Raw genomic sequence first — 21,209 nt, forward strand, 5'->3', positions numbered from 1 at the left:
CCCGGGCTCTAGTCTTGGATCGATCTAATGTGCCGGAGCGGCGGTTTGGGAAAAAGGGAAAGCGTGAAGGGGAAGGCGGCCAAGCAGGCCACGCTGCTCGATGTCGCCCAGAAGGCGGGCGTGTCGCGCGCGACGGCTTCGCTGGTGGTGCGAAAAAGCCCCCTGGTCAGCGAGACCACCCGGGCCATCGTCGAAGAGGCCATGGAAGAACTCGGCTATGTCTATAACCTCAGCGCCGCCCGCCTGCGCGCGGCGCGCAGCCGCACCGTCGGCGCAATCGTGCCGAATCTCACCAACCCGTTCTTCTCGATCATGCTCTCCGGCATGGAAAGCGTGCTTGAAGCGGCGGGGCTGGTCGTCATCCTGGCCAATTCGAGCGAAGACACCCACAAGCAGGCGGCTTTCATCAGGCGCATGCGCGAACACGCGGTCGACGGGCTGATCATCTGTCCTGCCAAGGGGACGACCACAGAGCAGATCCGCAACATACAGGACTGGAACCTTCCGGTGGTCCAGGCCCTGCGCGTCGTTGCCGACACGCGGACGGACTACAGCGGCATCGATTATCGCGGCGGAATGGCCGCGGCGACGCACCGTCTGATCGCCCTCGGGCACAGGCAAATCGGGTTCGTGAGCATCGAAGGACACCATTCCGCGGAAGCCGCCAGGTTGGAGGGGTTTCGTAGTGCGCTCGCGGAGAATGGCTTGGCACCGGCCTTCATCGTCGAATGCGAGACAAATTCGCAGGCAGCGCGTGCGCTCGCGCCGGCGCTTCTCCGTTTGCCAAATCCGGCTTCCGCCATAGCTTGCTTCAACGATGTGATCGGCCTCGGCCTCCACCGGGGTCTGGTGGATCTCGGGGTCAGAATCGGCAAGGAGGTCTCTTTGTTCGGCTTCGATGATGTTCCGGAAGCGGATCTTGTCTCGCCGGGGCTGTCCTCGGTTTCCACGGATCCCCACGGTGTCGGCGAGCGCGCCGCGAGGCTGCTGCTGCGCCGCATTGCGGAGCCCGACACGCCGGCGGAAGCGGTCATCGCGCCGACCAGCATCGTCGAACGCCCGTCGATCGGACCTGCCGCTTCCTTGACGACCAGCGGCAGGAGGGATTAGATCGATCTAACGGACCGAGGCTTTGCGGCACTCGCGCCCGCGTCAGGGAGGATCAAGCTGGACTATCGGTTCAAATTCGCGCCCGTGCTCGAAAATTTCGACCAGCTTCTGGCCGGGGCGCTGGTGACGATCGAGCTGACCTTCGGCGCCATCCTCCTCGGTACGCTGATCGCGATTCCCTGCGCGGCGGGCAAGTCGGCAGGGCCGCGGCCCGTGCGGTGGCTGGTCAACGCCTATGTGGAGTTGATCCGCAACACGCCCTTCCTGGTGCAGATATTCTTCATCTTCTTCGCGTTGCCGCGGCTCGGCCTGCGCCTTGATCCCAATACCGCGGCCCTGACCGCGCTGACGATCAATGTCGGCGCCTATGCGACGGAGATCGTGCGGGCAGGCATCGAATCCATCCAGCGTGGGCAGCTCGAAGCCGGCACCGCGCTCGGCCTCTCACGCTTGCAGATTTTCCGCTACATCGTCCTGAAGCCGGCAATGCGGACCATCTATCCGGCGCTCACCAGCCAATTCATCTATCTGATGCTGACATCGAGCGTCGTGTCGGTCATTTCGGCGACCGACCTTGCGGCGGCCGGCAACACGATCCAGTCCCAGACCTTCGCGGCTTTCGAGGTGTATCTGGTCATCACCCTCATGTACCTCATCCTTTCGCTCGGCTTTTCGGCGCTGTTCTCGTCGGTTCAGCGTGCCCTCTTCAATTATCCCCTGGCACGGTAGGCACCGAGCGATGATACGCAGCTTCGGGATAAATGAGTTCTGGTTCATCGTCCTGGCAGTGCAATGGACGCTGGCGCTGTCGGCGGTGGCCTTCGCAGGCGGCGCGGTGGGCGGCCTGTTGATCGCGTTAGCGCGTGTCTCGCGCCTCGCCATCCTACGTTATCCGGCTCTCGGTTATATCCGCCTTTTCCAAGGCACACCGCTGCTGATGCAGCTCTTCCTCGTCTTCTTCGGTCTTAACATCCTCGGCGTTTCCGTCGATCCCTGGATTGCCGCATCGATTGCCCTGACGCTCCATGCAAGCGCCTTTCTGGGCGAGATATGGCGCGGCTGCATCGATGCGGTGCCGGGCGGACAAATGGAAGCCTCCTGGGCGCTCGGCCTGAAATATTACGACCGGATGCGCCACGTCGTCCTGCCACAGGCGGCCAAGATTTCGGTGGCGCCCACGGTGGGCTTCCTGGTCCAGCTGATCAAGGGCACCTCGCTCGCCTCGATCATCGGCTTCGTCGAGCTGACGCGCGCCGGCCAGATCGTCAACAATGCCACATTCGCGCCCTTCACCGTCTTCGGCCTGGTCGCGATTCTCTATTTCATCCTGTGCTGGCCGCTATCGCTGCTGGCACGCAATCTTGAGCGGCGTTTCGCTCTCGCGACTCGACGTTGACGAGCTTCACCAAGGGAAGGAGGACACCATGCGTTTCTTAAACAGGGCAATCGGGCTGGCCGCCGCGGCGGCTGTAACGCTCGGTCTCGCCACAATCGCCGCCAGCGCCCAGACACCGGAGGAGATCCAGTCGCGCGGCACCATCAATATCGGCATGCTGGTGGATTTCCCGCCATTCGGCTTCCTCGACGAGCAGGGCCAGCCGGCCGGCTATGACGCTGAGGTGGCGCGGCTTCTGGCCGAGGATCTGGGTGTGGATCTCAACATCGTGCAGGTGACGGGGCCGAACCGCATCCCCTATCTCCTGTCGGGACAGGTCGATATCCTGGTCGCTTCCCTGGGCATCACGCCGGAACGGGCCGAGCAGGTCGATTTTTCCGACCCCTATGCGGGCATCGAGATCTTCGTCTATGGCGATGCCGACCTGGAGGTGAACGACGCGGAGGATCTGGCCAACCAGGACATCGCCGTGGCCCGCGCTTCGACGCAGGACACCGCTATCACTGAGATCGCCCCCGACAGCGCCAACATCCAGCGTTTCGATGACGATGCCAGCGCGGTCCAGGCGCTCCTGTCCGGCCAGGTGCCACTGATGGGCGCTTCCAACGTCGTCGTCGCCCAGCTCAACGAACGTGCGCCCGGCGAATACGATACGAAGTTTTCGCTCAGCAAGCAGAGCCAGGGCATCGCCACGCGCCCCGACCAGGACGAACTGATGGCCTATATCAACGATTTCCTGCAGCGTAAGAAGGAAAGCGACGAGCTGAATGCGCTTCATGAGGAATGGGTCGGTGGGCCGCTGCCAGAGTTCGTAGGCGAGACCCAGTAGAAACCGAGCCACGGCATGCCGGAGATGACGTGATGACGCGACAGGATTCACCTCGGAGCGCCGACCCCGGCACGCCCGCCATCCGCATGGAAGATGTCGACAAGTGGTTCGGCAAGTTCCAGGCACTGAATAAGATCAACCTCGAGGTGGCCCGCGGCGACAGGATCGTCGTCTGCGGGCCGTCGGGGTCCGGCAAGTCGACGCTCATCCGCTGTATCAATCAGCTCGAAACGGTGCAGGGCGGCAGGATCTTCGTGGACGGCGTAGAGCTGACGGCGGGACCGAAGAACGTGGAGAAGGTCCGGCGCGACGTTGGCATGGTCTTCCAGCAGTTCAATCTCTTTCCGCACATGACGGTGCTGCAGAACTGCATGCTTGCACCCATGAAGGTGCGCGGCGCCTCGCGCGCCGAAGCCGAAGAAACCGCGCGCCGATACCTCGCCCGCGTCAAGATCCCCGAGCAGGCAGACAAATATCCCGCCCAGCTATCGGGCGGCCAACAGCAGCGCGTGGCGATCGCCCGCGCCTTGTGCATGAATCCGAAGGTCATGCTGTTCGACGAGCCGACCTCGGCGCTCGATCCGGAGATGGTTCAGGAAGTGCTCGACACCATGATCGACCTCGCCCAGGAGGGCATGACCATGGTCGTCGTGACCCATGAGATGGGGTTTGCGCGGAAGGTGGCCGACCGGGTGGTGTTCATGGATGCCGGCGAGATCGTCGAAGCCGGCGAGCCCGAAAGCTTCTTTTCAAATCCGCGGCACAAGCGCACGAAAACCTTTCTGGGCCAGATTAGCGCGGCCTGAACTGGCGCTTCGTCCTGGCTGAGCCACTGCTGCCGCGGGCCGGCGACATCGGCTACATTCGAGCGGCCTTGCGTGCAGGCAGTGGGATAGAGCGGGGTGCGCTCACATTCGTTCGCTTGCCTGCTCTATCTGTTTGTTTTCGCCGCATTTGTGCCACGCCAAGTGATTCCACTTGGCTGCAAAATGCTCTAGGTAGTTAATCGTACATAGGTCACGCGCAGGCGAGCCGTGGTGCCGACTTCCCCCGGCTCTACCATCTGCCGCCCTTTTCCTGACGCGGGGCGCTACCGCGCTGACCTGCTCGCGTCCAATTGCATCAGAAGCCGGTCCATCATCCGATCGCAGCTGCCGAGCTGCGCCATGGTGACGTATTCGTCGGGTTTGTGGCCCTGTCCTTCCATGTCGCCCGGCCCGCAGATGAGCGTGGGGATGCCGAGCTGTGCGAAATAGCCGGCCTCGGTGCCATAGGCGACCTTGATGGTCTCATGTGCGCCGCTCAGCACGGCGACGCGACGGGCCGCCTCGTGATCGGGGGCGATCTGGAAACCGGGATAGGCATTGGTGCGTTCGATCGCGATCTGCGCTGCCGCGTCCTGCGTGCGGAAGGGCCGCAGGATGCGGTCCGTTTCCTGCCTCAGCCGTGTCAGGAAGTCTTCCTGCGTATCGCCGGGGAGGTGGCGCAGTTCGAACTCGATCCGGGCATGGTCGGGTACGATGTTCAGCGCCGTTCCTCCCTGCATCCGCCCGGCATGCACCGTCGAATAGGGCACGTCATATCCCGGGTCCCGCGCAGCCGAATGCGCATAGTGATCCTGCAGTCGGCGCAGGGCCGTAATGAATTCGGCGGCTAGATGCAGCGCGTTGACATAGCGCGGCGCAAGCGAGGAGTGACCGGCTGTGCCGCGGCATGTGGCCTGCAACGCGATCTTGCCCTTGTGGCCGATGGCCGGCCGCATTGCTGTCGGCTCGCCGACGATGCACAGTTCGGGTTGCCAGCCGAGCGCCTCGTATCCCGGCAGCATCTGCCGGATGCCGACGCAGCCGACCTCTTCGTCGTAGGAGATCGCCAGCATCAATGGCCGCTCAGGCGGCGTTTTCGCCGCCCGTGTTGCCAGCGACAGCATCGTGGCGAGATAGCCCTTCATATCCGTCGTTCCCCTGCCGTACAGCCTGTCGCCGTCGCGCGTCAGCCGAAACGGTGGGCGGGTCCAGTTCTGACCCTCGACCGGCACGACGTCGCTATGGGCCGACAGCATGACGCCGCCCGGCCCGTCGCCCCCCAGCCGAGCCATCAGCCCCGCCTTCCGTCCGGATGGATCGGGCAGACGGTGGGTCCGGAAACCGGCCTCGGTCAGATGCCGCTCTACGAAATCGATCAGGTCGAGATTGCTGTCGGCGCTGACCGTGGGGAAGGCGATCAGCCGTTCCAGCAGTTCGAGCGTGGTCGGATACGGGGCGGTTGTCTTGGTCATGACGGCGAAAGCCCGGCGAGGTGTGTCATTCGGCTGCCAATTCAGTGATCTCGCGCCGGAAGGGCAGCGCGTCACCGCTTGGCGCGCAATCCAGTTCACGGGCATAGCGGTGGCCGGCGTAGATCGCCCAGGCGATCGGGCCGGCAGCCTCGGCATCGCCGAAGATCCTGACCGATCTGATGCCGGCCTCGGCCCAGTTGTCCTGCCGGGAGAGCAGGTCCCGGTACAACTGATCGTTGCCGCTGCGCGAAGCCACCATCACCACCGCATCCGCCGGATACCGGCAGGTCTTGCCGGTATACACACAGTTGCTGACGACATGGTCGCTCGCGATCTCGGTGACGCCGCGATTCAGCACGATGTCTACGCCAAGCGCGTCCAGCCGCGCGTGGATCGTCCCCTGTTCCAGCGTGTTTCTGGTCCAGTCCGAAACATAGGCGGAGGGCGTGATCAGCGTGACCCTGGCGCCCTGCCGGACCAGCAGCTCGGCCAGAACACCGCCCATATAATAATGGTCGTCATCGAAAATCACCACGTCGCCGCCGGGAACATCGCCGTCCATCAGGTCGTCGGGGGTGTAGACGGTTGCGCCTTCGGCGATCTTCATCGGCACGACATGCTGGCGCGCAACGCCGTCACGGCGCCAGGTCGCGCCGGTGGCGATGGCGACGTTCTGAAAGCCGAATTCCATTATGTCTTCAGCGCTCAGCCGGCTGTCAAAATAGGTTTCGATATTGGGCTTCTGGCTGATCTGGTATTCACGATATTCCAGCACCCGACCCCAAGCAGACAGCCCAGGCAGGCGACGCTCCCGCGCTACGCGTCCGCCCAACTCGGTGCCGGCTTCGGCGATCGCCACGTCATAGCCACGCTCGGCCAGCGCCCGTGCGGCCTCCAGCCCCGCGGGGCCCGACCCCACGACAAGAACGTTGTCGCTGTCGCCCTTTTCGTTCATGCGCTCCGGGTGCCAGCCCTTGCGCCATTCCTCCATGAAGGTGGGGTTCTGCGTGCAGCGGCTGATCGACATGGTCATGTCGCCGGTGATGCAGATGTTGCAGCCGATGCATTCGCGGATGTCCTCGACCCGGCCTTCCTCGACCTTCTTCGGCAGGAACGGATCGGCGATCGAGGGGCGCGCGCAGCCGATGAAATCCAGCGTGCCCGACTTGATCATCTTCACCATCACATCAGGCGAGGTGAAACGCCCGACGCCGACGACGGGCTTATCGGAGAGTTCGCGGATTCCGTGGACGAGTTGTTCCTGCGCGGCTTCCTCCTTGAAGCGCGAGGGGCCGGAGCAATCCTCCCATGTGCCGTGCGCAAGATCCCACAGATCAGGCAGATTGCGGTTCATCTCGATGAAATCGCGCACCTCGGCGTTCGAGAAGCCAAGCTCACCGATCGTCTCGTCAAGGCTGATGCGCAGGGTGATGCCCATCGTGTCGCCCACCGCGTCCCGGATGTCGGCGACCACCTCGTTGACGAAGCGGGCGCGATTTTCCAGGCTGCCGCCATATTCGTCGATCCGCTGATTGGTCGCGCGGCTGAGGAAATGCTGGAAGATCCCGAACCCATGCGCGCCGTAAAGGCAGATCAGGTCGAAACCCGCGATCTTCGACCGCTCGGCCGCATTCACGAACCAGTGCCGCAGGTCGCGGATGTCCGATTTGGACAGCGCCCGCGCCTGCACCGGATCGTTGGTGAAGGTGCGGATGGGCAGGGCCGACGGCGCCAAAGGCACCTCTTTCGTGTAGAGGTTGGGGCCGTTGATGCCTGAATAGGCGAGCTGGATTCCGGCCAGCGCCCCATGCGCTTTCATCTTCTCGGACATGCGGCGCAACTGGGGGATGTCCTTGTCCTCCCACAGCCGCAACTCGATGAACGGCGTGATCTCGGACGTATGGTGCATCTCGCACTGTTCGGTGAAGATGACGCCCCAGCCGCCCTCGGCCTTGATGCCGCGCATCTCGGCAGCGGCCGAAGGATCGCGGTATCCGCCACCGTTGCAATGCGGCACCTGGTAGAACCGGTTCTTGGCCGTCACCGGGCCGATTTGCATCGGTTCGAACAGAACATCGTATCGAGGATCGCGCAATCCAGCCTCCCTTCCAATGCTCCGCCAGCATAGGAAGCATGGGGCCGAAGGAAAGTCGTGATTGCGAAAGCCCCGCTTCGGCGCAGCCTAATCTCCGTGCGATTTCTGCGCCTTGTGCACATGGACGCGGAAGGCCTCGTAAAGCCGCTTGCGAGCCGGTGGCCGATTAGAGTTCACGCCCTCACCGGGCGAGGGAAAGCAGCGGCTTTTCGTCGGGTGCGAAACCGTTCATCGGCCGGACATTCACGATTCATCTGACGACGCGTTCTGTACCGAAGACACCTTGCTCGAGGACGAAGCGACGGCAATGATCGAGGAAAGCCTGCACCGTCTGCGTGCGGTGCTCGGCATTGGGCATCGCAACGCCCATGGTGAGCGGCCTCAAATCGCTCTCCAGCGACACGAATACCAGCGGTTTGCCGTCGGGCGACATGGTGTTGAGCGGCCGCATGTTGGCGATGCCGTAGCCGAAACCGTTCCCGACCATGGAGCGCATCACCGCTATGTCCCCGGTGCGTTCGGCGATGTTGGGCCTCAAGCCCCTCATTTGAAATGCCGAAAGGAAATATTCGCGGCTGTAAGGCAGGTCGAGCAGAACCATCGGTTCCTCGACAAGCTCTTCGGGAGTAATCCCCTTCTGCAGTGCCAGGCGGTGCCCCCCTGGCAGCATGACATAGGCCGGCAACTGCATCAGCGGCTCGAACATGATGTCATGCGAGAGTTCCAGATCATAGGTGAGCGCCGCATCGATCTCGCCGCGTTGCAGCATCTCGAGCAATTGGCCCTGATTGCGCTCCACCTGCCTGACACGTACCTCCGGATAGGTGTCCTCGAACTTCCGGCGCAGCGCGGGAAGGACGATCTGCGCAAAGGTGAGCAGACAGCCTATCGCCAGCGGGCCCCGTACCTTTTCGGCGATGTCGCCGGCGATATCGTGAAGTGCGTCCGCATCGCCGAGCAAGCGCGCGGCTTCCTTGAAGAACACACGTCCGCCGGCCGTGAGCGACAGGCCGTGCGAATGCTTGCGAACGAAGAGCTGGATGCCGAACTCTTCCTCGAGCTGAGCGATCGACGCCGAGATGGACGGTGGAGAGACGTTGACCTGTTCGGCAGCCTTGGCTATCGAGCCAGCTTCGCCTACGGCAACGAAATATTCCAGTTGTCTGAGCGTAAAGCGAAGCGGCATGGACGTCTATATTGCCGGTTTCAGCACCGCGATCAAGCGGTCGGCTCCCTCGAATACTTGATCCAGGTCGTCTTGAGGGCAGTGTATTTGTCGAACGAATGAAGCGAAAGGTCCCGGCCGAAGCCCGACTGCTTGAAACCGCCGAACGGGGTCATCGGGCTCAACGCGTCCACCGTGTTCACCGACACCGTTCCGACGCGCAGCCGGCTGGCGACGCGCTGGGCGCGAGACAGGCTGTCCGTCCAAAGCGACGCGGCCAGCCCGTAGATGCTGTCGTTGGCGATGCGCACCGCCTCCTCCTCCTCGTCGAAAGGGATCACGGCCAGTACGGGACCGAATATCTCCTCGCGAGCGAGCGCGTCGTCCGGCATCACGCCGTCGAATATGGTGGGCTGCACGTAGTTGCCCCGCCCGTTGACGGTGACCCGGTCCCCGCCGGCGACAAGGCGCGCTGTCTTCTTGCCCGCCTCCACGAAGCGCATGACATTGGCGGTGTGGCCGGCATCCACCATCGCTCCCATTTTCGAAGCCGGGTCGAGCGGATCTCCCGGTTGGGTCCCCGCTGCCCGCTCGGCCAGCTTTTCGAGCAGCGCATCCTTGACGCCGCGCTGCACCAGCAGCCGAGAATTGGCCGAGCATACCTCCCCCTGGTTGAAGAAGATGCCAAGCGCGGCCATGTCTGCCGCTGCATCCAGATCTGTACAGTCGGCGAACACCAGGTTGGGGCTCTTGCCGCCGGTCTCCAGCCACACCTGCTTCATGTTCGACTGGCCCGAATACTGCAGGAACATCTTGCCGACCGCCGTCGAGCCGGTGAAGGCTAGGCAATCCACATCCATGTGCCGGCCAAGCGCCTGACCGGCGGTCTCGCCGAGACCCGGGACCACGTTGAGCACACCCGCGGGCAGCCCCGCTTCCACGGCGAGTTCCGCGAGCCTCAATGCCGAGAACGGCGACTGCTCGGCCGGCTTGAGCACGACGGAATTGCCCGCCGCAAGCGCGGGGGCGCACTTCCACGTTGCCATGTCGAGGGGGAAGTTCCACGGCACCACCGCGCCGACAACGCCGAGCGGTTCGCGCCGCACCAGCACCAGATCTCCCTCGCCCGTGGGCGCGACCTCGCCATAGATCTTATCGATGGCCTCCGCATACCACTGAAAGATCGCAGCCGCGCCCGGCACGTCGACGGTGGCTGCATCCTTGACCAGCTTGCCCATGTCCAGCGATTCCAGGAGCGCAAGCTCATGCAAATTTTCCCGCAGCAGTTCTGCAAGGCGCAGAAGCACCTGCTTGCGATGGGCGGGCGCGGCCCGCGACCACACTCCCGATTCGAAACTGCGCCGCGCTGCGGCGACCGCGAGATTGACTTCCTCTTCGCCGCAGGAGGCGACTTCGGCAAGCGTTTCGCCGGTCGCCGGGTTGATGCTGGCCAACGTCCTGCCCGAGGCTGATTCGACGAACCGGCCGTCGATAAACGCCTTGTCGCGGAAGCGGATCTGCGACGCCTTGGCGATCCAGTCTTTGTGGCCGAGTTCGCTCATTGATGGCTCCTGATGGCGTGATCATTCGTCGTGGCGAAAGGCGCAGCTTGGCGCAGTGTTGGTCCGCCAACGGTGCGATCGGACACTTTCCATCCGATCGCACCGCTGATCGACGAGCTGCCAGGACACGTCGCAGAAGGGCCCGCCAGTTTTGCGCGGGAGCGGTGCGGGCAGCCAGCTGCCTTACATATCGACCCATTCGCCGTCGCGAACGACGTGCAGGTCGATATTCACATCCATCTGGGTCTGGCCGTTCTCATCGAAGGAGACCTCGCCGAGTATGCCCTCATGCTGGATGTCGCGGATCGCTTGGCTCAGCGCTGCCTTGTCTTCGATGCCCTTGTCCTCGATGACCGCGAGCAGGATCTGCGCGGCTTCATAGGCGTATTTGGCGTAGGAGCCTGCCGGCTCGGCGAAACCCTGGGCCTCATAGGCTTCCTCGAACGCCTCCAGCTTCGGGTTCGACTGGACCGACGGCGTGCCCACGATGGTGCCCTCGGCAGCCGCGCCGGCGATCTCGATGAATTTCGGGTCGTAGATCCCCGAAATGCCGTACATCGGCAACGAGCCCATGCCGAGATCCGCCATCTGGCTGCGTACGAGTGCGGCTTCCGTCACCACGCCGCCGAAGTAGATCGCATCGGGCGATGCCGCCTTGGCGGTCGTCAGCATCGCGCGGAAGTCCGTCGTGCCGACGGCCGCGGCGTCTGACGAGACGATCTCGCCGCCGGCGGCGGTGAAGAACTCGGTGAACCATTTGGTGTTGGCCACCCCATAGTCCGTAGTGTCGGAGATGATCGCGATCTTCTTGACCTTGCCTTCCTCGATGATGGCGTCGGCAAGCGGCTTGTTTTCATTCACGAGCGTGGGCGTGACGCGCGTGACGTTGGGAAGGTTCTGCTCGGTGATCTTGGGACTGATCGCGCCCCAGACGATGAACGGCATCTGGGCGCGGTTGAAAATGGGGATCGTCGCCAGCGCGACGGGGCTGTTCCAGTGCCCGGTCGCGGCCACGACCGCCGGATCGTTCACCAGCTTCTGGGCCGCCGACACGCCGACGCTTGGGTCGGAAGCATCGTCGAGGACCACGGCCTCGACCTCATGCGGATAGCCTTCCGCATTGGCTTGCTCGATGGCCAGCAGGAAGCCGTTGCGCGCACCGAGACCCTGCTGGGCGTTGCCGCCCGACAACGGGCCGATAAAGCCGAGCTTGATCTGGTCGGCCTGGGCCTGGGCTACACCCAGTGCCAGGGCGAACACAGAGCCGGCAACGATGGAGGATACGCTCTTGAGCGCCTTTCGCCTGGTTTGCATGGTTCCACCTCAAAAGGATTGTCTGCCGCACCGAATGCGGTGCGCCGGTCGCTATCGCCGGTCAGGATGACCTTATTCCCCTGGGGGCGTGCGAGAAATTCGGAATTTGCTATCCGTGACTTCGGAGATTCATTATGTGCGCTCGGGGAGGTCGCTGGTAACTCTCCTGCCTCCACAACAAGAAGATGGACCGGATGGCGGAACTGCTTATCCAGCAATCGGTGAACTGGATTACCCTTGGCTCGATCTACGCCCTGCTCGCCATAGGGTTCAGTCTGATATTCGGCATTCTCAACGTCATTCATTTCTCCCATGGCGATGTGGCGATGACCGCGCCCTTCATTGCCCTGGCGGCGGCGCAGATCCTTGCCGCGAGCTTCGGGGCGTTTGCGCCGGCCTGGCTGGTGCTGGCGGTGATTGCGGCCGTGCTGGCCGTCGGTATGATCGGCGTGGTGCTCGACAGGGTGGTCATCCGCCGCTTTCGCGATGCGCCGGCGATGATGGCGCTGGTGGCGACGGTGGCGCTCGGCATCGTCATCCGCGAGCTCATCCGCCACCTCTATCCGCAAGGCTCCAATCCACACGCCTTTCCACGCCTGGTTTCAGGTGTGGCGTTCGATATTGCCGGGGTGCCGGTGAACTGGTTCGTGCTGCTGGTGGTCGGGACCACGGCGCTGCTGGTAGCGCTGTTGTTCGTCTTCCTGCGCATGACCCCGCTCGGCCTGCGCATTCGCGCCGCGTCGGAGGACCGCCTGGTGGCGCGCATGATGGGTATACGCGATCACCGCGTCTTCCAGGCGACCTTCTTCATCGCCTCATCAATCGGCGCGATCGCGGGCCTGCTTTTCGCTAGCTATGCCGGCGTCACCCGCTTCGATTTCGGCGTGATGGCCGGTTTGCTCGGCTTCTCGGCAGCGGTCATCGGCGGGCTGGGCTCGATGCCGGGCGCCATCATCGGCGGACTCGTCATCGCCGGCATCGAGGTGCTGGCCCAAACCTTCGTAGAGGACGGCGCATCCTACCGGCTGGTCTTCGTTTTCGTCCTCGTCATCGTCGTGCTCGTCTTCCGCCCCGCCGGGCTGCTCGGTCGGACCACCATGGAGAAGGTGTAGAAATGGGAGGTTCGACCTCGTCCCCCGCGCCGCGAACCGCAACGGCGGCCGCATTGGCTATCCTCTCCCAGTTGTGCGGCGCGGCCCTTCTCTATGCGATACTCAAGGCCGAGGGGACCTGGCACGTGGCGGGGCTCCTGGCCTTGCTCGGCCTGGGTTTCTACCTGCTGGAACGGTTTCCGTGGATAGGCGACTTCGTCACGGCAAGCCTGGCGCGCGTGCCGCTGGTCACCATGGCGACGGCGGCCGTCATTGTGCTGGGCTTCCCGTTCCTGGTGGGCACCAACACCTACGTTCTGCATCTGCTGATCGTGGCGCAGCTCTACGCGGTATTGGCATTGGCTCTCAACTTCCAGCTCGGCAGCGCCAACATCCCGAATTTTGCCACCGGCGCTTCCTACGGCATCGGCGCCTATGTGTCGGCGCTGCTGGCGCTCAATCTGGGGATGAGCTTCTGGCTGACGCTGCCCATCGCCGCGCTCGCCGCGACGCTGTTCGGCTTCATCATCGGCATTCCCTCCATGCGCACGCGTGACACCTATCTGGCGCTGGTCACCATCGCCTTCGGCGTGGTCGTGCAGCAATTGCTCAACAATCTCGACTGGACGGGCGGACCCAACGGCCTGGTCGGCATTCCCGCGCCCAGCCTTTTCGGCCATTCCTTCGCCAGCCCGCTGCAGGTGTTCGGCTGGACGCTTCCGAGCCAGGCAAATTTCTATTATCTGGCGGCCGCACTGGTGGTTGTAGCCATCGTCACGGCGCAGCGCCTCCACGGCTCGCGCATCGGTCTCGCCTGGAATGCACTGCGCGCCGACGAGATCGCCGCCAAGGCGCAAGGCATCAATGTCGCTTGGTACAAGGTGCTTGCCTTTGCCGTCGACGCCTTCCTGGCGGCTTTCGCCGGCACGATCTACGCCTTCTACGTTTCCTACATTTCGCCCGACAACTTCACCTTCCTGGTCTCCGTCACCATCATGACCATGGTCATCGTCGGCGGCATGGACAACATCTTCGGGGTGATCGTCGGGGCGTTCCTGCTGACCATCCTGCCGGAGAAGCTGCGCGCCTTCTCCGATTACCGTCTGCTGTTCTTCGGCGTCGTGGTTATCGGCTTCCTCATGATCCGTCCGCAGGGCCTATTCCCGCAACGCCTGCGCCATTATGGAGGCCATCGGTGAGCGTGCTTCTCGACATCGAGAACGTGACCATGCGCTTCGGTGGGCTGGTGGCGCTGGACGATGTCACCTTCTCCATCGAAAAGGGCTCGGTGCTGGCGGTGATCGGGCCGAACGGCGCCGGAAAGTCGACATTGTTCAACGTCGTGACCGGTGTCTACAAGCCGACAGCGGGGCGGGTGACGTTCGACGGGGCCGATATCACCGGAAAGCCGACCTACGAAGTGGTGCAGCGGGGGATTGCCCGTACCTTCCAGGCGTCGCGCCTGTTCTCCGACCTCAGCGTGCTCGACAACGTCATCATCGGCATGCATACGCGCACGAAGACCGGCGTTCTGAAAGCGCTCTTCCGCCCCGGCGCCTCGCGGCGCGAAATGGCGGCCTGCGTCGAGAAGGCGGAGACGCTTCTGCGCCTCGGCTCCGGCGATCTCTACGAGCAGCGCTACCGCCCGGCGGGTACCTTGGCGCAGGCCGACCGGCGCCGGCTGGAGATCGCCCGCGCGCTCGCCTCGCAGCCCAAGCTGCTCCTGCTCGACGAGCCGTCGGTCGGCATGGACGACACCGAGACCGATGCGCTGGTGGCCGATATCGCGCGGCTGCGCTCGGAACATCCGGAGCTGTCGGTGATCCTGATCGAGCACGACATGCGGGTCGTGGAAGCCTTCCCCGAGCGTGTCATGTGTGTCGATTACGGCAGCCTTATCGCCGAGGGTGGCTTCGCGGCGGTCCGCGCCGATCCGCGCGTGCAGGAAGCCTATCTGGGAAAGGCGGCGGCCCATGCTTGAGCTGAAGGACGTGGACACCGCCTATGGAACGGTGCCGATGCTGCGCAACGTGACGATGAGCGTGCGTGCCGGCGAACTGGTGTGCCTGCTCGGGCCGAACGGCGCCGGCAAGACCACCACCTTCATGACCGTGTGCGGCGTGGTGCGTGCGCAGCGCGGCAAGGTCGAGGTGATGGGCAAGAATATTGCCGTGCTGGGCACGGAGAACCTGGCCGCGCTCGGCGTCGGCCTCGTTCCGGAGGGGCGCCGTCTGTTTCCAAGCCTTACCGTCCTTGAGAACCTGCGCCTCGGCTACGATGCCGTCGCCGGCCGCGACCTGAATTTCGAGGTCCAGCTCGAGAAGATGTCGGACCTGTTTCCACGCATCCGCGAGCGGCTGCGGCAGGTGGCGGGCACGCTTTCGGGTGGTGAACAGGCGATGGTCGCGCTGGCGCGTGCGCTGATCGGCGAGCCGAAGCTCGTGGTGATGGACGAGCCGTCGCTGGGCCTCTCGCCCAGGCTGATCGGCGAGTATTTCGAAACCACACAGGAGATTCACCGCCGCGGAACCACCGTGCTTTTGATCGAGCAGAACGCCGAGATGGGGCTCAGCATCGCCGACCGCGGCTATGTCCTGGTCAAGGGCAGGGTGGCGCAGGAAGGGCCGGCACGGGAGCTGTTGTCGTCCAGGGCAGCCAAGAGCCTCTACCTCTGAGCATCACCGGTTTGCGGCATCCGGACCACGTCCGCGCGGACATGTTCAGCGCTTTTCGATCCTGAAGATGTAATCCGGGATGGCATTCCGCCCCGTGTCACTGGTCTCCAGGGACGCCGTAGGAGGGGGCTTCGCGCGGATCGAGGGCACGCTGGATGTAGGCGTCCAGTTGCGGCTTATAGATATCCCACGCGGTGGCGACGGCCTCGATCGGGCACTCTTCAGTCCAGTCGCAGCGCAGATCGGCGACAGGCCAACTGACCTTGTCGACGAGTTTGAGCCCCGCCGAATGCACCGGGCCGGCTTCGCCGCCGGCCGCCAGACCGGCCCGCATCGCGGCGATCAGGCGATCGCCCAGATGGCCCGAAGAGGCGAGAAATCCGTCGACGATGGCCTGCGGCACGCCGTCATTGGCGAGCAGGTTTCCCCCCGAGGCGACATTCTCGGCCTGCGCCTCAGTCCAGATGCCAAGGGAATTCGGACCGGAATGAATGGCCGTGCGCCCCGCGCGGTCGACCGCGAGCACCTGCCGGTAGGCGATGAACCTGCCACACCTCTTCACCTCGGCGATGGCCTCTTCGGCGCTCATGCCCTCTTCCATCAGGTCGAGCGCCAGCGGTCCCAGGGTCGGATCCGTCACGTTTTGCGATGCCACCGCGCCGACGCCGGCGCGGGCATAGGAGCAGCGCGCGGCAACGGCCGGGGAGGAGGAGGAGATGGCGACGCCGAACATGCCGGTTTCGTGGCAGCGGGCAACGAGTGAAAAGGTCATGGGATCACTCCGGGATCACTGCGGTGCCGTCGATCTCGACCAGCCACTCCGGCCGTGCCAGCGCCTGAACGACGAGCCCGGTCGACACCGGATGTACGTCTTTGATGTATTCGCCCATCGTGCGGTAGACGGCCTCACGGTGGCGCACATCGGTGAGATAGACCACCACCTTCACCAGATGCTCCATGCGGCCGCCGGCTTCTTCGATCAGCTGCTTGATGTTCTGCATGACCTTGTGGGTCTGTTCGACCGGGTCGTGGCTGTCGATGTTCGCCGCGTCGTCCAGGTTCTGCGGGCACTGGCCGCGCAGCCAGACGATCTTGCCGCCCCGGGTGACGACCGCCTGGCAAAGGTCGTTGTCGAGATTCTGCTCCGGATACGTGTCTTTCGTGTTGAACTTGCGAATACGGGTGTGCGCCATCTTGGTCTCCATCTCGAAGCGTCTTCGGGCCGAAGGACGGCCGCGATGCGAGCCGTGCCGGATTGCCGGAAGCTCCAGCCGCCGTCCTTCAACTGCCGTCAACGTTGGCTCTTGTGTCTCGCGGACTCATGATACTCCAGATACTTGCGCTGGGTGGAAATCTGGTCCGCCAGGTACTTGGCGTCGTGCCAGACGCCCCAGATGAAGCTGGATCCCCTTCGCGATTGCCACGGCAGTCCCAGGAAATAGATCCCCGACTCGACCGAAACACCGCGCTGATGCCTCGGCTTGCCCTTTTCGTCGAACGCGTCGATTTTCAGCCAGCTGTAATCAACGGCAAAGCCCGTCGCCCAGATGATCGAGGTTATTCCGGCTTCGGCCAGACTCAACTCACGAATGGGATCGGTTACACATGGCGGATCCGCTTCGATCTTGCGGGCATCGGGCTCTTCGGGAAGGTCGAGGCCGTTGCGGGCAACATAAGCGTCGGCTTCGTCCAGCAGCGACATGTAGTTGGCATCGCCGCGCGCAAGATTTTCGGCAAGATCCGGCGCAAAGGTCAGGACACCGTCCTTGTACGATTCGGTCAGGCCGACGAGCGTCATCCCCTGCGCGGCAAGGCGCCGGAAGTCGACCGTATGGCCGCCGCGCGCACCGCTCACCGAGATGGTGACATGTTCCGTGCCGGGCTCCTGGGCCTGTGCATCCCACTTGCCGAGAACCCCCAGCCACCAGCAGAAGTCACGCTGGCGATAGGCGCGCGGAGGACGATCGTGCGGACCGACCGACAGATAGACGCGCTTGCCCGCGCGCAGGAGTTCGTCCGCGATCTGCACCCCCGAAGATCCGGCACCGACCACCAGCACCGCACCCTCGGGCAACTGACGGGGATTGCGGTAGGCGCTGGAATGGATCTGCAGGGCCCCTGCATCTTCAGGAACCACAGCCGGGATGATGGGGCGTTGGAAAGGTCCGGTGGCTACGACCACGTTGTTGGCCTCGATCACGCCTTCGGAGGTTTCGACGCGGAAGCCCGGCCGGCCGACATTTCCCCGTACTTCCTTTACCTCCACACCGCAGCGGACGGGGGCAGCGATCTGTTGTGCGTAAGCGACAAAATAGTCCGCGACCTCCTCCTTGGGCACGAAGGCATCCGGATCGGTATCCGGAAACTCCATCCCCGGAAACCGGTCGTGCCATGCGGGACCGTTGGTAACCAGAGAGTCCCATCTTTCCGAACGCCAGCGCTCGGCAATACGGTGCCGCTCGAGGACGAGATGAGGCACGCCGCACTTGCTCAAATGCTCGCTCATGGCCAATCCGGCCTGGCCACCACCAACAACAAGCGTGTCGACTTCTTCAACTGACATTTCTGCGCCCTTCTCTGGCTCGCCAAGACTTTCCGCGGATGCGACGGCGGTCTGATTGCTGGTCTACTGGAGGGACCGGAGTGCGGAAATTACGATTTCATGCAGCAGTGGTTAGGTTGGCCCTAAATGCCGCGAGAGCTTGCCGAAGCGCGGTGCGCGCGAAAGGCACGAAGTGGAGCGCGACCGGGCCGGAACCGCGTCGGGGCGACAGAGGAATCGCAAGGGCGTTCACGATCCCCCCCAATGCCGTTTTTGGTGCGCCATCCTTGCAGAAATCCGAGCCGGCGGCATTCAGTACTTCCGAACCTCTGTGTCAATCCAAGGTAATGCCTTTCGTTTCGAAGGACTATTTCGTCCGAGCGACGATTAGCCTCTTCCTCACTACTGCGTCGGCAAACGGTAATTTGGCGGGCCGCCGATTTGGACCATAAGGAAAGCTGAACAGGCGGCGTCAGTGAGGGGGCGCAGGCATGGGGGCCGGCCAATCACACAGCGATCTGGATCCGACTGCACTGACCGGGATGCACGGCATCAAGGCAAAGGCCGGCTCACTCGGCGCGCCGGCCGGCGACCTGTTCGAGGTTGTCCACGAAGCGGAAAAGAAGCTCGGAGGAACGGATCGGGAATCGGCCGACAGGCTCTCACCCCGATTTGATGCCAAGCGCTGAAGAGGGAGGTACGACCATGTCTGTAATCAACAATATCCGGCCCGCCGGCGAGGCGGGCCGTCTCAAGGGATCGCTTGGCTTCTGGTCCCAACTCGCCGTCTGCGTCGGCCTCGTCGTCTCGCAAGGCGTGATGGTGATCATGCTGCAGGGCGCTGGGTTCGGCGGTTACGGCTTCCTGATGACGATCCTGGTGGCCTACGGGCTGGCGCTGACTTACGTCTTCTCCTTTTCCGAGCTGACGCTGATGTTCCGCAGTCCGGGTAGCCTCGCCACCTTTACCGAGGTGGCGATCGGCAACTTTCCCGCCATAGTTGCCGTCTTCTCCGGTTACCTGGTCGTCGCCATGTTCGCGCTTTCGGCCGAGCTGGTACTGATCGAGCTGATGCTGGTGGAAATCACAGGCCTCGAACTGCCGCCCGGCGTGCTGCTTCTGGCACTGCTTGCGACGTTCTCGATGCTCAACATCATGGGCATTGACGTTTTCGCAACGGTGCAGTCGGCGCTGTCCTTCATCATGGTCGCCACCATCGCGCTTCTCGGCGTAATCGCGCTCACCGGCCTCGGCATGCCGCGCCCGGCGGATCTGGTGACCGAGAGCGTCGGACCGTTCAGCGGCGGTATGTTCGCTCTGCTCGCCATCGCCATCTGGGGCTTCGTCGGGCTCGAATTCGCTTGCCCGCTGGTCAAGGAGACACGCGATCCCGCCCGGATCATTCCGCGTTCGATGATCGTCGGCGCCACGGTGATTCTGGTCATGTACCTGCTTTACTGCTGGGGCGCGCTGATCTACGTGCCGACAGAAACACTCGCCTCGCCCCCCTTGCCGCACTACGCCTATGTCGAGGCCGTGCTGGGCAAGGCAGGACTGATCTTCCTGACCGTGGCGGCCTTTACGGCCACCTGCAGTACCGTCAACACCTCGCTGGCGGCGGTCCCGCGCATGATATACGGCATGGCGCAGAACGGTCAGACCTTCGCCGTGTTCGGCAAGCTGCATCCCAGATTCGGCACACCGTGGACAGCCATCGTTCTGGTTGCACTCGCCACGGCCCTCCCAATCCTCATTTACGGGGTGAATGCCGACGCGATCCTGCTGCTGCTGGTCGGTGCTGCGGTCGCCTGGCTCATCGCCTATATCATCGCCCATATCGACGTGATCGTGCTGCGTCGGCGCTATCCGCGACTCGCGCGGCCTTTCAAGACGCCGCTCTACCCGCTCCCCCAGGTCCTCGGCATTGCCGGCATGCTCTATGCCATCTACTACGCCTCGCCGGCGCCGGAACTGACGATGACGGTATTCTCAGTCGCTGGGGGCACGCTTTTTGCCGGCGCCGTTCTGGCTGCGGTCTGGGTCAAGTTCGTGATGAAGAAGGGCCTTTTCGAGCCCGAACCAGCGGATCGTCACATAGACGTCTGAACACCCCTGAGCTCGATGGGACGGCGTCGGGCGGCAAAGCCCGACGCCGTCCCGCCGGGCCGGGGTGGAACTTGGGCATCGCCACACTGTCTCGGCGCTTCAAGTTGCGGGAGACGCTGCTAAATCCCGAACGTAGCTGGGCCGTCACGTCACCTTTGCCCGACGTGTTTCAGTCTCGTGCCGCGCTTCTGAAGGCGGCCGAAAGCGCGGCAAGGGCATCGCGCGACCGCCCGTCCTTAACCCGTGAGTGCAGTAGAACCGGCAAGCGCGGAAGATCGGGAAGCCCGAGCCTGGGGCCTACGTCAATCGCGCCGAATGGCAACATGCGCCGAGCCAACGCAGCCACGCCGAGCCCGGCCATAACGGCCGCAGAGACCGCTGCGACACCACCGCCAACAAAAGCTTCTGTCCAAGGCACGCCAGCTTCGTCGAGGAACTTGCCCGCCATGGCACGCACCCCGCAGGGCTCCGGCATCGTTGCCACGGGCAGGGGCTCGCCCGCGCGGTGCTGCCAGCTGGGTGCTGCATACCAGCCGAATTTTTCTTCGGTAAGAATTTGCCCGTCGGTTCGCCCCGTCTGCAGGCGGACGATCACCGTGTCGAGTTCGCGCCGGTCGAAGCTTTGAAGCAGGCCGCCCGAGGATCCGATCCGGATTTCGATCAACAGCTGCGGGTCTTGCGCATTCATGCGCGCGATCAGCGCAGGCAGCTCCGGTCCCGCAACGTGGTCGCTGATGCCGATGGTGAGACGTTCGCGGGTGCCGGAAAACACTGCGAACGCGCGCTCATGCACCTCCAGGAGTTCACGGGCGTGTTCGAGGAAAGCGGCGCCCTGCGCCGAAAGCTCCACGTAACGCGGCGTCCGCTCGAGAAGCCGGCGGCCGAGCCTCTCTTCAAGCCGCTTCAGCTTCAAGCTGACCGCAGACTGCGTCGTCCCTGTAGCCTCAGCCGCGCGCGTGAAGCTGCCAAGCTCGGCGACGCGAACAAAAGCCTGGACCGCATCCAGATCGAGGGGCCGTCTCACCATTTCTGATCGTTATCACTGA

At 63.6% G+C, this 21,209-nt stretch carries 20 protein-coding genes; 11 read left to right on the top strand and 9 right to left on the bottom strand.

The features are described 5' to 3' along the window. Nucleotides 1-63 precede the first annotated feature (63 nt). The 5 genes from SIN08_RS20085 to SIN08_RS20105 are packed head-to-tail and all read left to right on the top strand — an operon-like array spanning nt 64 to nt 4,141. Complete coding sequence (locus SIN08_RS20085) at nt 64-1,110, top strand: LacI family DNA-binding transcriptional regulator (RefSeq protein ID WP_322453393.1); 1,047 nt, start codon at nt 64-66, stop codon at nt 1,108-1,110. Between the two features lie 57 nt (nt 1,111-1,167). After that, complete coding sequence (locus SIN08_RS20090) at nt 1,168-1,839, top strand: amino acid ABC transporter permease (RefSeq protein ID WP_322453440.1); 672 nt, start codon at nt 1,168-1,170, stop codon at nt 1,837-1,839. A 10-nt stretch (nt 1,840-1,849) separates the two neighbouring features. After that, on the top strand, nt 1,850-2,506 hold the full coding sequence (locus SIN08_RS20095) for an amino acid ABC transporter permease (RefSeq protein WP_322453394.1): 657 nt from the start codon (nt 1,850-1,852) through the stop codon (nt 2,504-2,506). A 28-nt stretch (nt 2,507-2,534) separates the two neighbouring features. Then, complete coding sequence (locus SIN08_RS20100; RefSeq protein WP_322453395.1) at nt 2,535-3,335, top strand: transporter substrate-binding domain-containing protein; 801 nt, start codon at nt 2,535-2,537, stop codon at nt 3,333-3,335. A 32-nt stretch (nt 3,336-3,367) separates the two neighbouring features. Continuing rightward, nucleotides 3,368-4,141, top strand: a complete 774-nt coding sequence (locus tag SIN08_RS20105; RefSeq protein WP_322453396.1) for an amino acid ABC transporter ATP-binding protein — start codon at nt 3,368-3,370, stop codon at nt 4,139-4,141. A 284-nt stretch (nt 4,142-4,425) separates the two neighbouring features. Here the strand turns inward: SIN08_RS20105 and argE are convergent, their stop codons facing one another. From argE to SIN08_RS20130, 5 genes are all read right to left on the bottom strand, one after another. Then, entirely contained in the window at nt 4,426-5,613 is a 1,188-nt protein-coding gene (gene argE, locus SIN08_RS20110; protein WP_322453397.1) for an acetylornithine deacetylase, read from the bottom strand. A 25-nt stretch (nt 5,614-5,638) separates the two neighbouring features. Further along, nucleotides 5,639-7,708: an FAD-dependent oxidoreductase gene (locus SIN08_RS20115; protein ID WP_322453398.1), complete on the bottom strand. Its 2,070-nt coding sequence runs from the start codon at nt 7,706-7,708 to the stop codon at nt 5,639-5,641. A 250-nt stretch (nt 7,709-7,958) separates the two neighbouring features. After that, nucleotides 7,959-8,894: a LysR substrate-binding domain-containing protein gene (locus SIN08_RS20120; protein ID WP_322453399.1), complete on the bottom strand. Its 936-nt coding sequence runs from the start codon at nt 8,892-8,894 to the stop codon at nt 7,959-7,961. Between the two features lie 32 nt (nt 8,895-8,926). Then, nucleotides 8,927-10,435 (bottom strand): aldehyde dehydrogenase, encoded by a 1,509-nt coding sequence (locus tag SIN08_RS20125; RefSeq protein WP_322453400.1) that lies wholly within the window; start codon nt 10,433-10,435, stop codon nt 8,927-8,929. A 183-nt stretch (nt 10,436-10,618) separates the two neighbouring features. Continuing rightward, nucleotides 10,619-11,749, bottom strand: coding sequence for a branched-chain amino acid ABC transporter substrate-binding protein (locus SIN08_RS20130; protein ID WP_322453401.1), 1,131 nt, complete (start codon nt 11,747-11,749; stop codon nt 10,619-10,621). Between the two features lie 194 nt (nt 11,750-11,943). Between SIN08_RS20130 and SIN08_RS20135 the strand changes: the two genes are divergently transcribed. Genes SIN08_RS20135 through SIN08_RS20150 form a run of 4 tightly spaced genes read left to right on the top strand, consistent with a single transcriptional unit; the run spans nt 11,944 to nt 15,515 of the window. Continuing rightward, nucleotides 11,944-12,861 (top strand): branched-chain amino acid ABC transporter permease, encoded by a 918-nt coding sequence (locus SIN08_RS20135; RefSeq protein ID WP_322453402.1) that lies wholly within the window; start codon nt 11,944-11,946, stop codon nt 12,859-12,861. 2 nt (nt 12,862-12,863) lie between these two features. Next, a complete protein-coding gene (locus SIN08_RS20140; RefSeq protein WP_322453403.1) occupies nt 12,864-14,039 on the top strand; it encodes a branched-chain amino acid ABC transporter permease in 1,176 nt (391 codons plus the stop codon). Then, nucleotides 14,036-14,821, top strand: coding sequence for an ABC transporter ATP-binding protein (locus SIN08_RS20145; RefSeq protein ID WP_322453404.1), 786 nt, complete (start codon nt 14,036-14,038; stop codon nt 14,819-14,821). Before SIN08_RS20140 ends, SIN08_RS20145 begins: the two co-directional genes overlap by 4 nt. Then, the gene (locus tag SIN08_RS20150) at nt 14,814-15,515 is read left to right on the top strand and encodes an ABC transporter ATP-binding protein (RefSeq protein WP_322453405.1); all 702 of its coding nucleotides are present in this window, start codon (nt 14,814-14,816) and stop codon (nt 15,513-15,515) included. The genes SIN08_RS20145 and SIN08_RS20150 overlap by 8 nt, the downstream gene beginning before the upstream one ends. Before the next feature lie 97 nt (nt 15,516-15,612). Here SIN08_RS20150 and SIN08_RS20155 read toward each other — a convergent pair whose 3' ends face one another. From SIN08_RS20155 to SIN08_RS20165, 3 genes are all read right to left on the bottom strand, one after another. Continuing rightward, nucleotides 15,613-16,287, bottom strand: coding sequence for a DUF1028 domain-containing protein (locus SIN08_RS20155; RefSeq protein WP_322453406.1), 675 nt, complete (start codon nt 16,285-16,287; stop codon nt 15,613-15,615). 4 nt (nt 16,288-16,291) lie between these two features. After that, complete coding sequence (locus SIN08_RS20160; RefSeq protein WP_322453407.1) at nt 16,292-16,708, bottom strand: RidA family protein; 417 nt, start codon at nt 16,706-16,708, stop codon at nt 16,292-16,294. A gap of 98 nt (nt 16,709-16,806) precedes the next feature. Continuing rightward, complete coding sequence (locus tag SIN08_RS20165) at nt 16,807-18,078, bottom strand: NAD(P)/FAD-dependent oxidoreductase (RefSeq protein ID WP_322453408.1); 1,272 nt, start codon at nt 18,076-18,078, stop codon at nt 16,807-16,809. A 470-nt stretch (nt 18,079-18,548) separates the two neighbouring features. Between SIN08_RS20165 and SIN08_RS20170 the strand changes: the two genes are divergently transcribed. Next, nucleotides 18,549-18,746, top strand: coding sequence for a hypothetical protein (locus tag SIN08_RS20170; protein WP_322453409.1), 198 nt, complete (start codon nt 18,549-18,551; stop codon nt 18,744-18,746). Between the two features lie 16 nt (nt 18,747-18,762). Continuing rightward, nucleotides 18,763-20,163: an APC family permease gene (locus SIN08_RS20175; protein WP_322453410.1), complete on the top strand. Its 1,401-nt coding sequence runs from the start codon at nt 18,763-18,765 to the stop codon at nt 20,161-20,163. Between the two features lie 169 nt (nt 20,164-20,332). Here the strand turns inward: SIN08_RS20175 and SIN08_RS20180 are convergent, their stop codons facing one another. Next, nucleotides 20,333-21,190, bottom strand: a complete 858-nt coding sequence (locus SIN08_RS20180; protein ID WP_322453411.1) for a LysR family transcriptional regulator — start codon at nt 21,188-21,190, stop codon at nt 20,333-20,335. Between the last annotated feature and the right edge of the window lie 19 nt (nt 21,191-21,209).

This window comes from Chelativorans sp. M5D2P16 (assembly GCF_034427935.1).
Classification (GTDB): Bacteria; Pseudomonadota; Alphaproteobacteria; order Rhizobiales; family Rhizobiaceae; genus Chelativorans.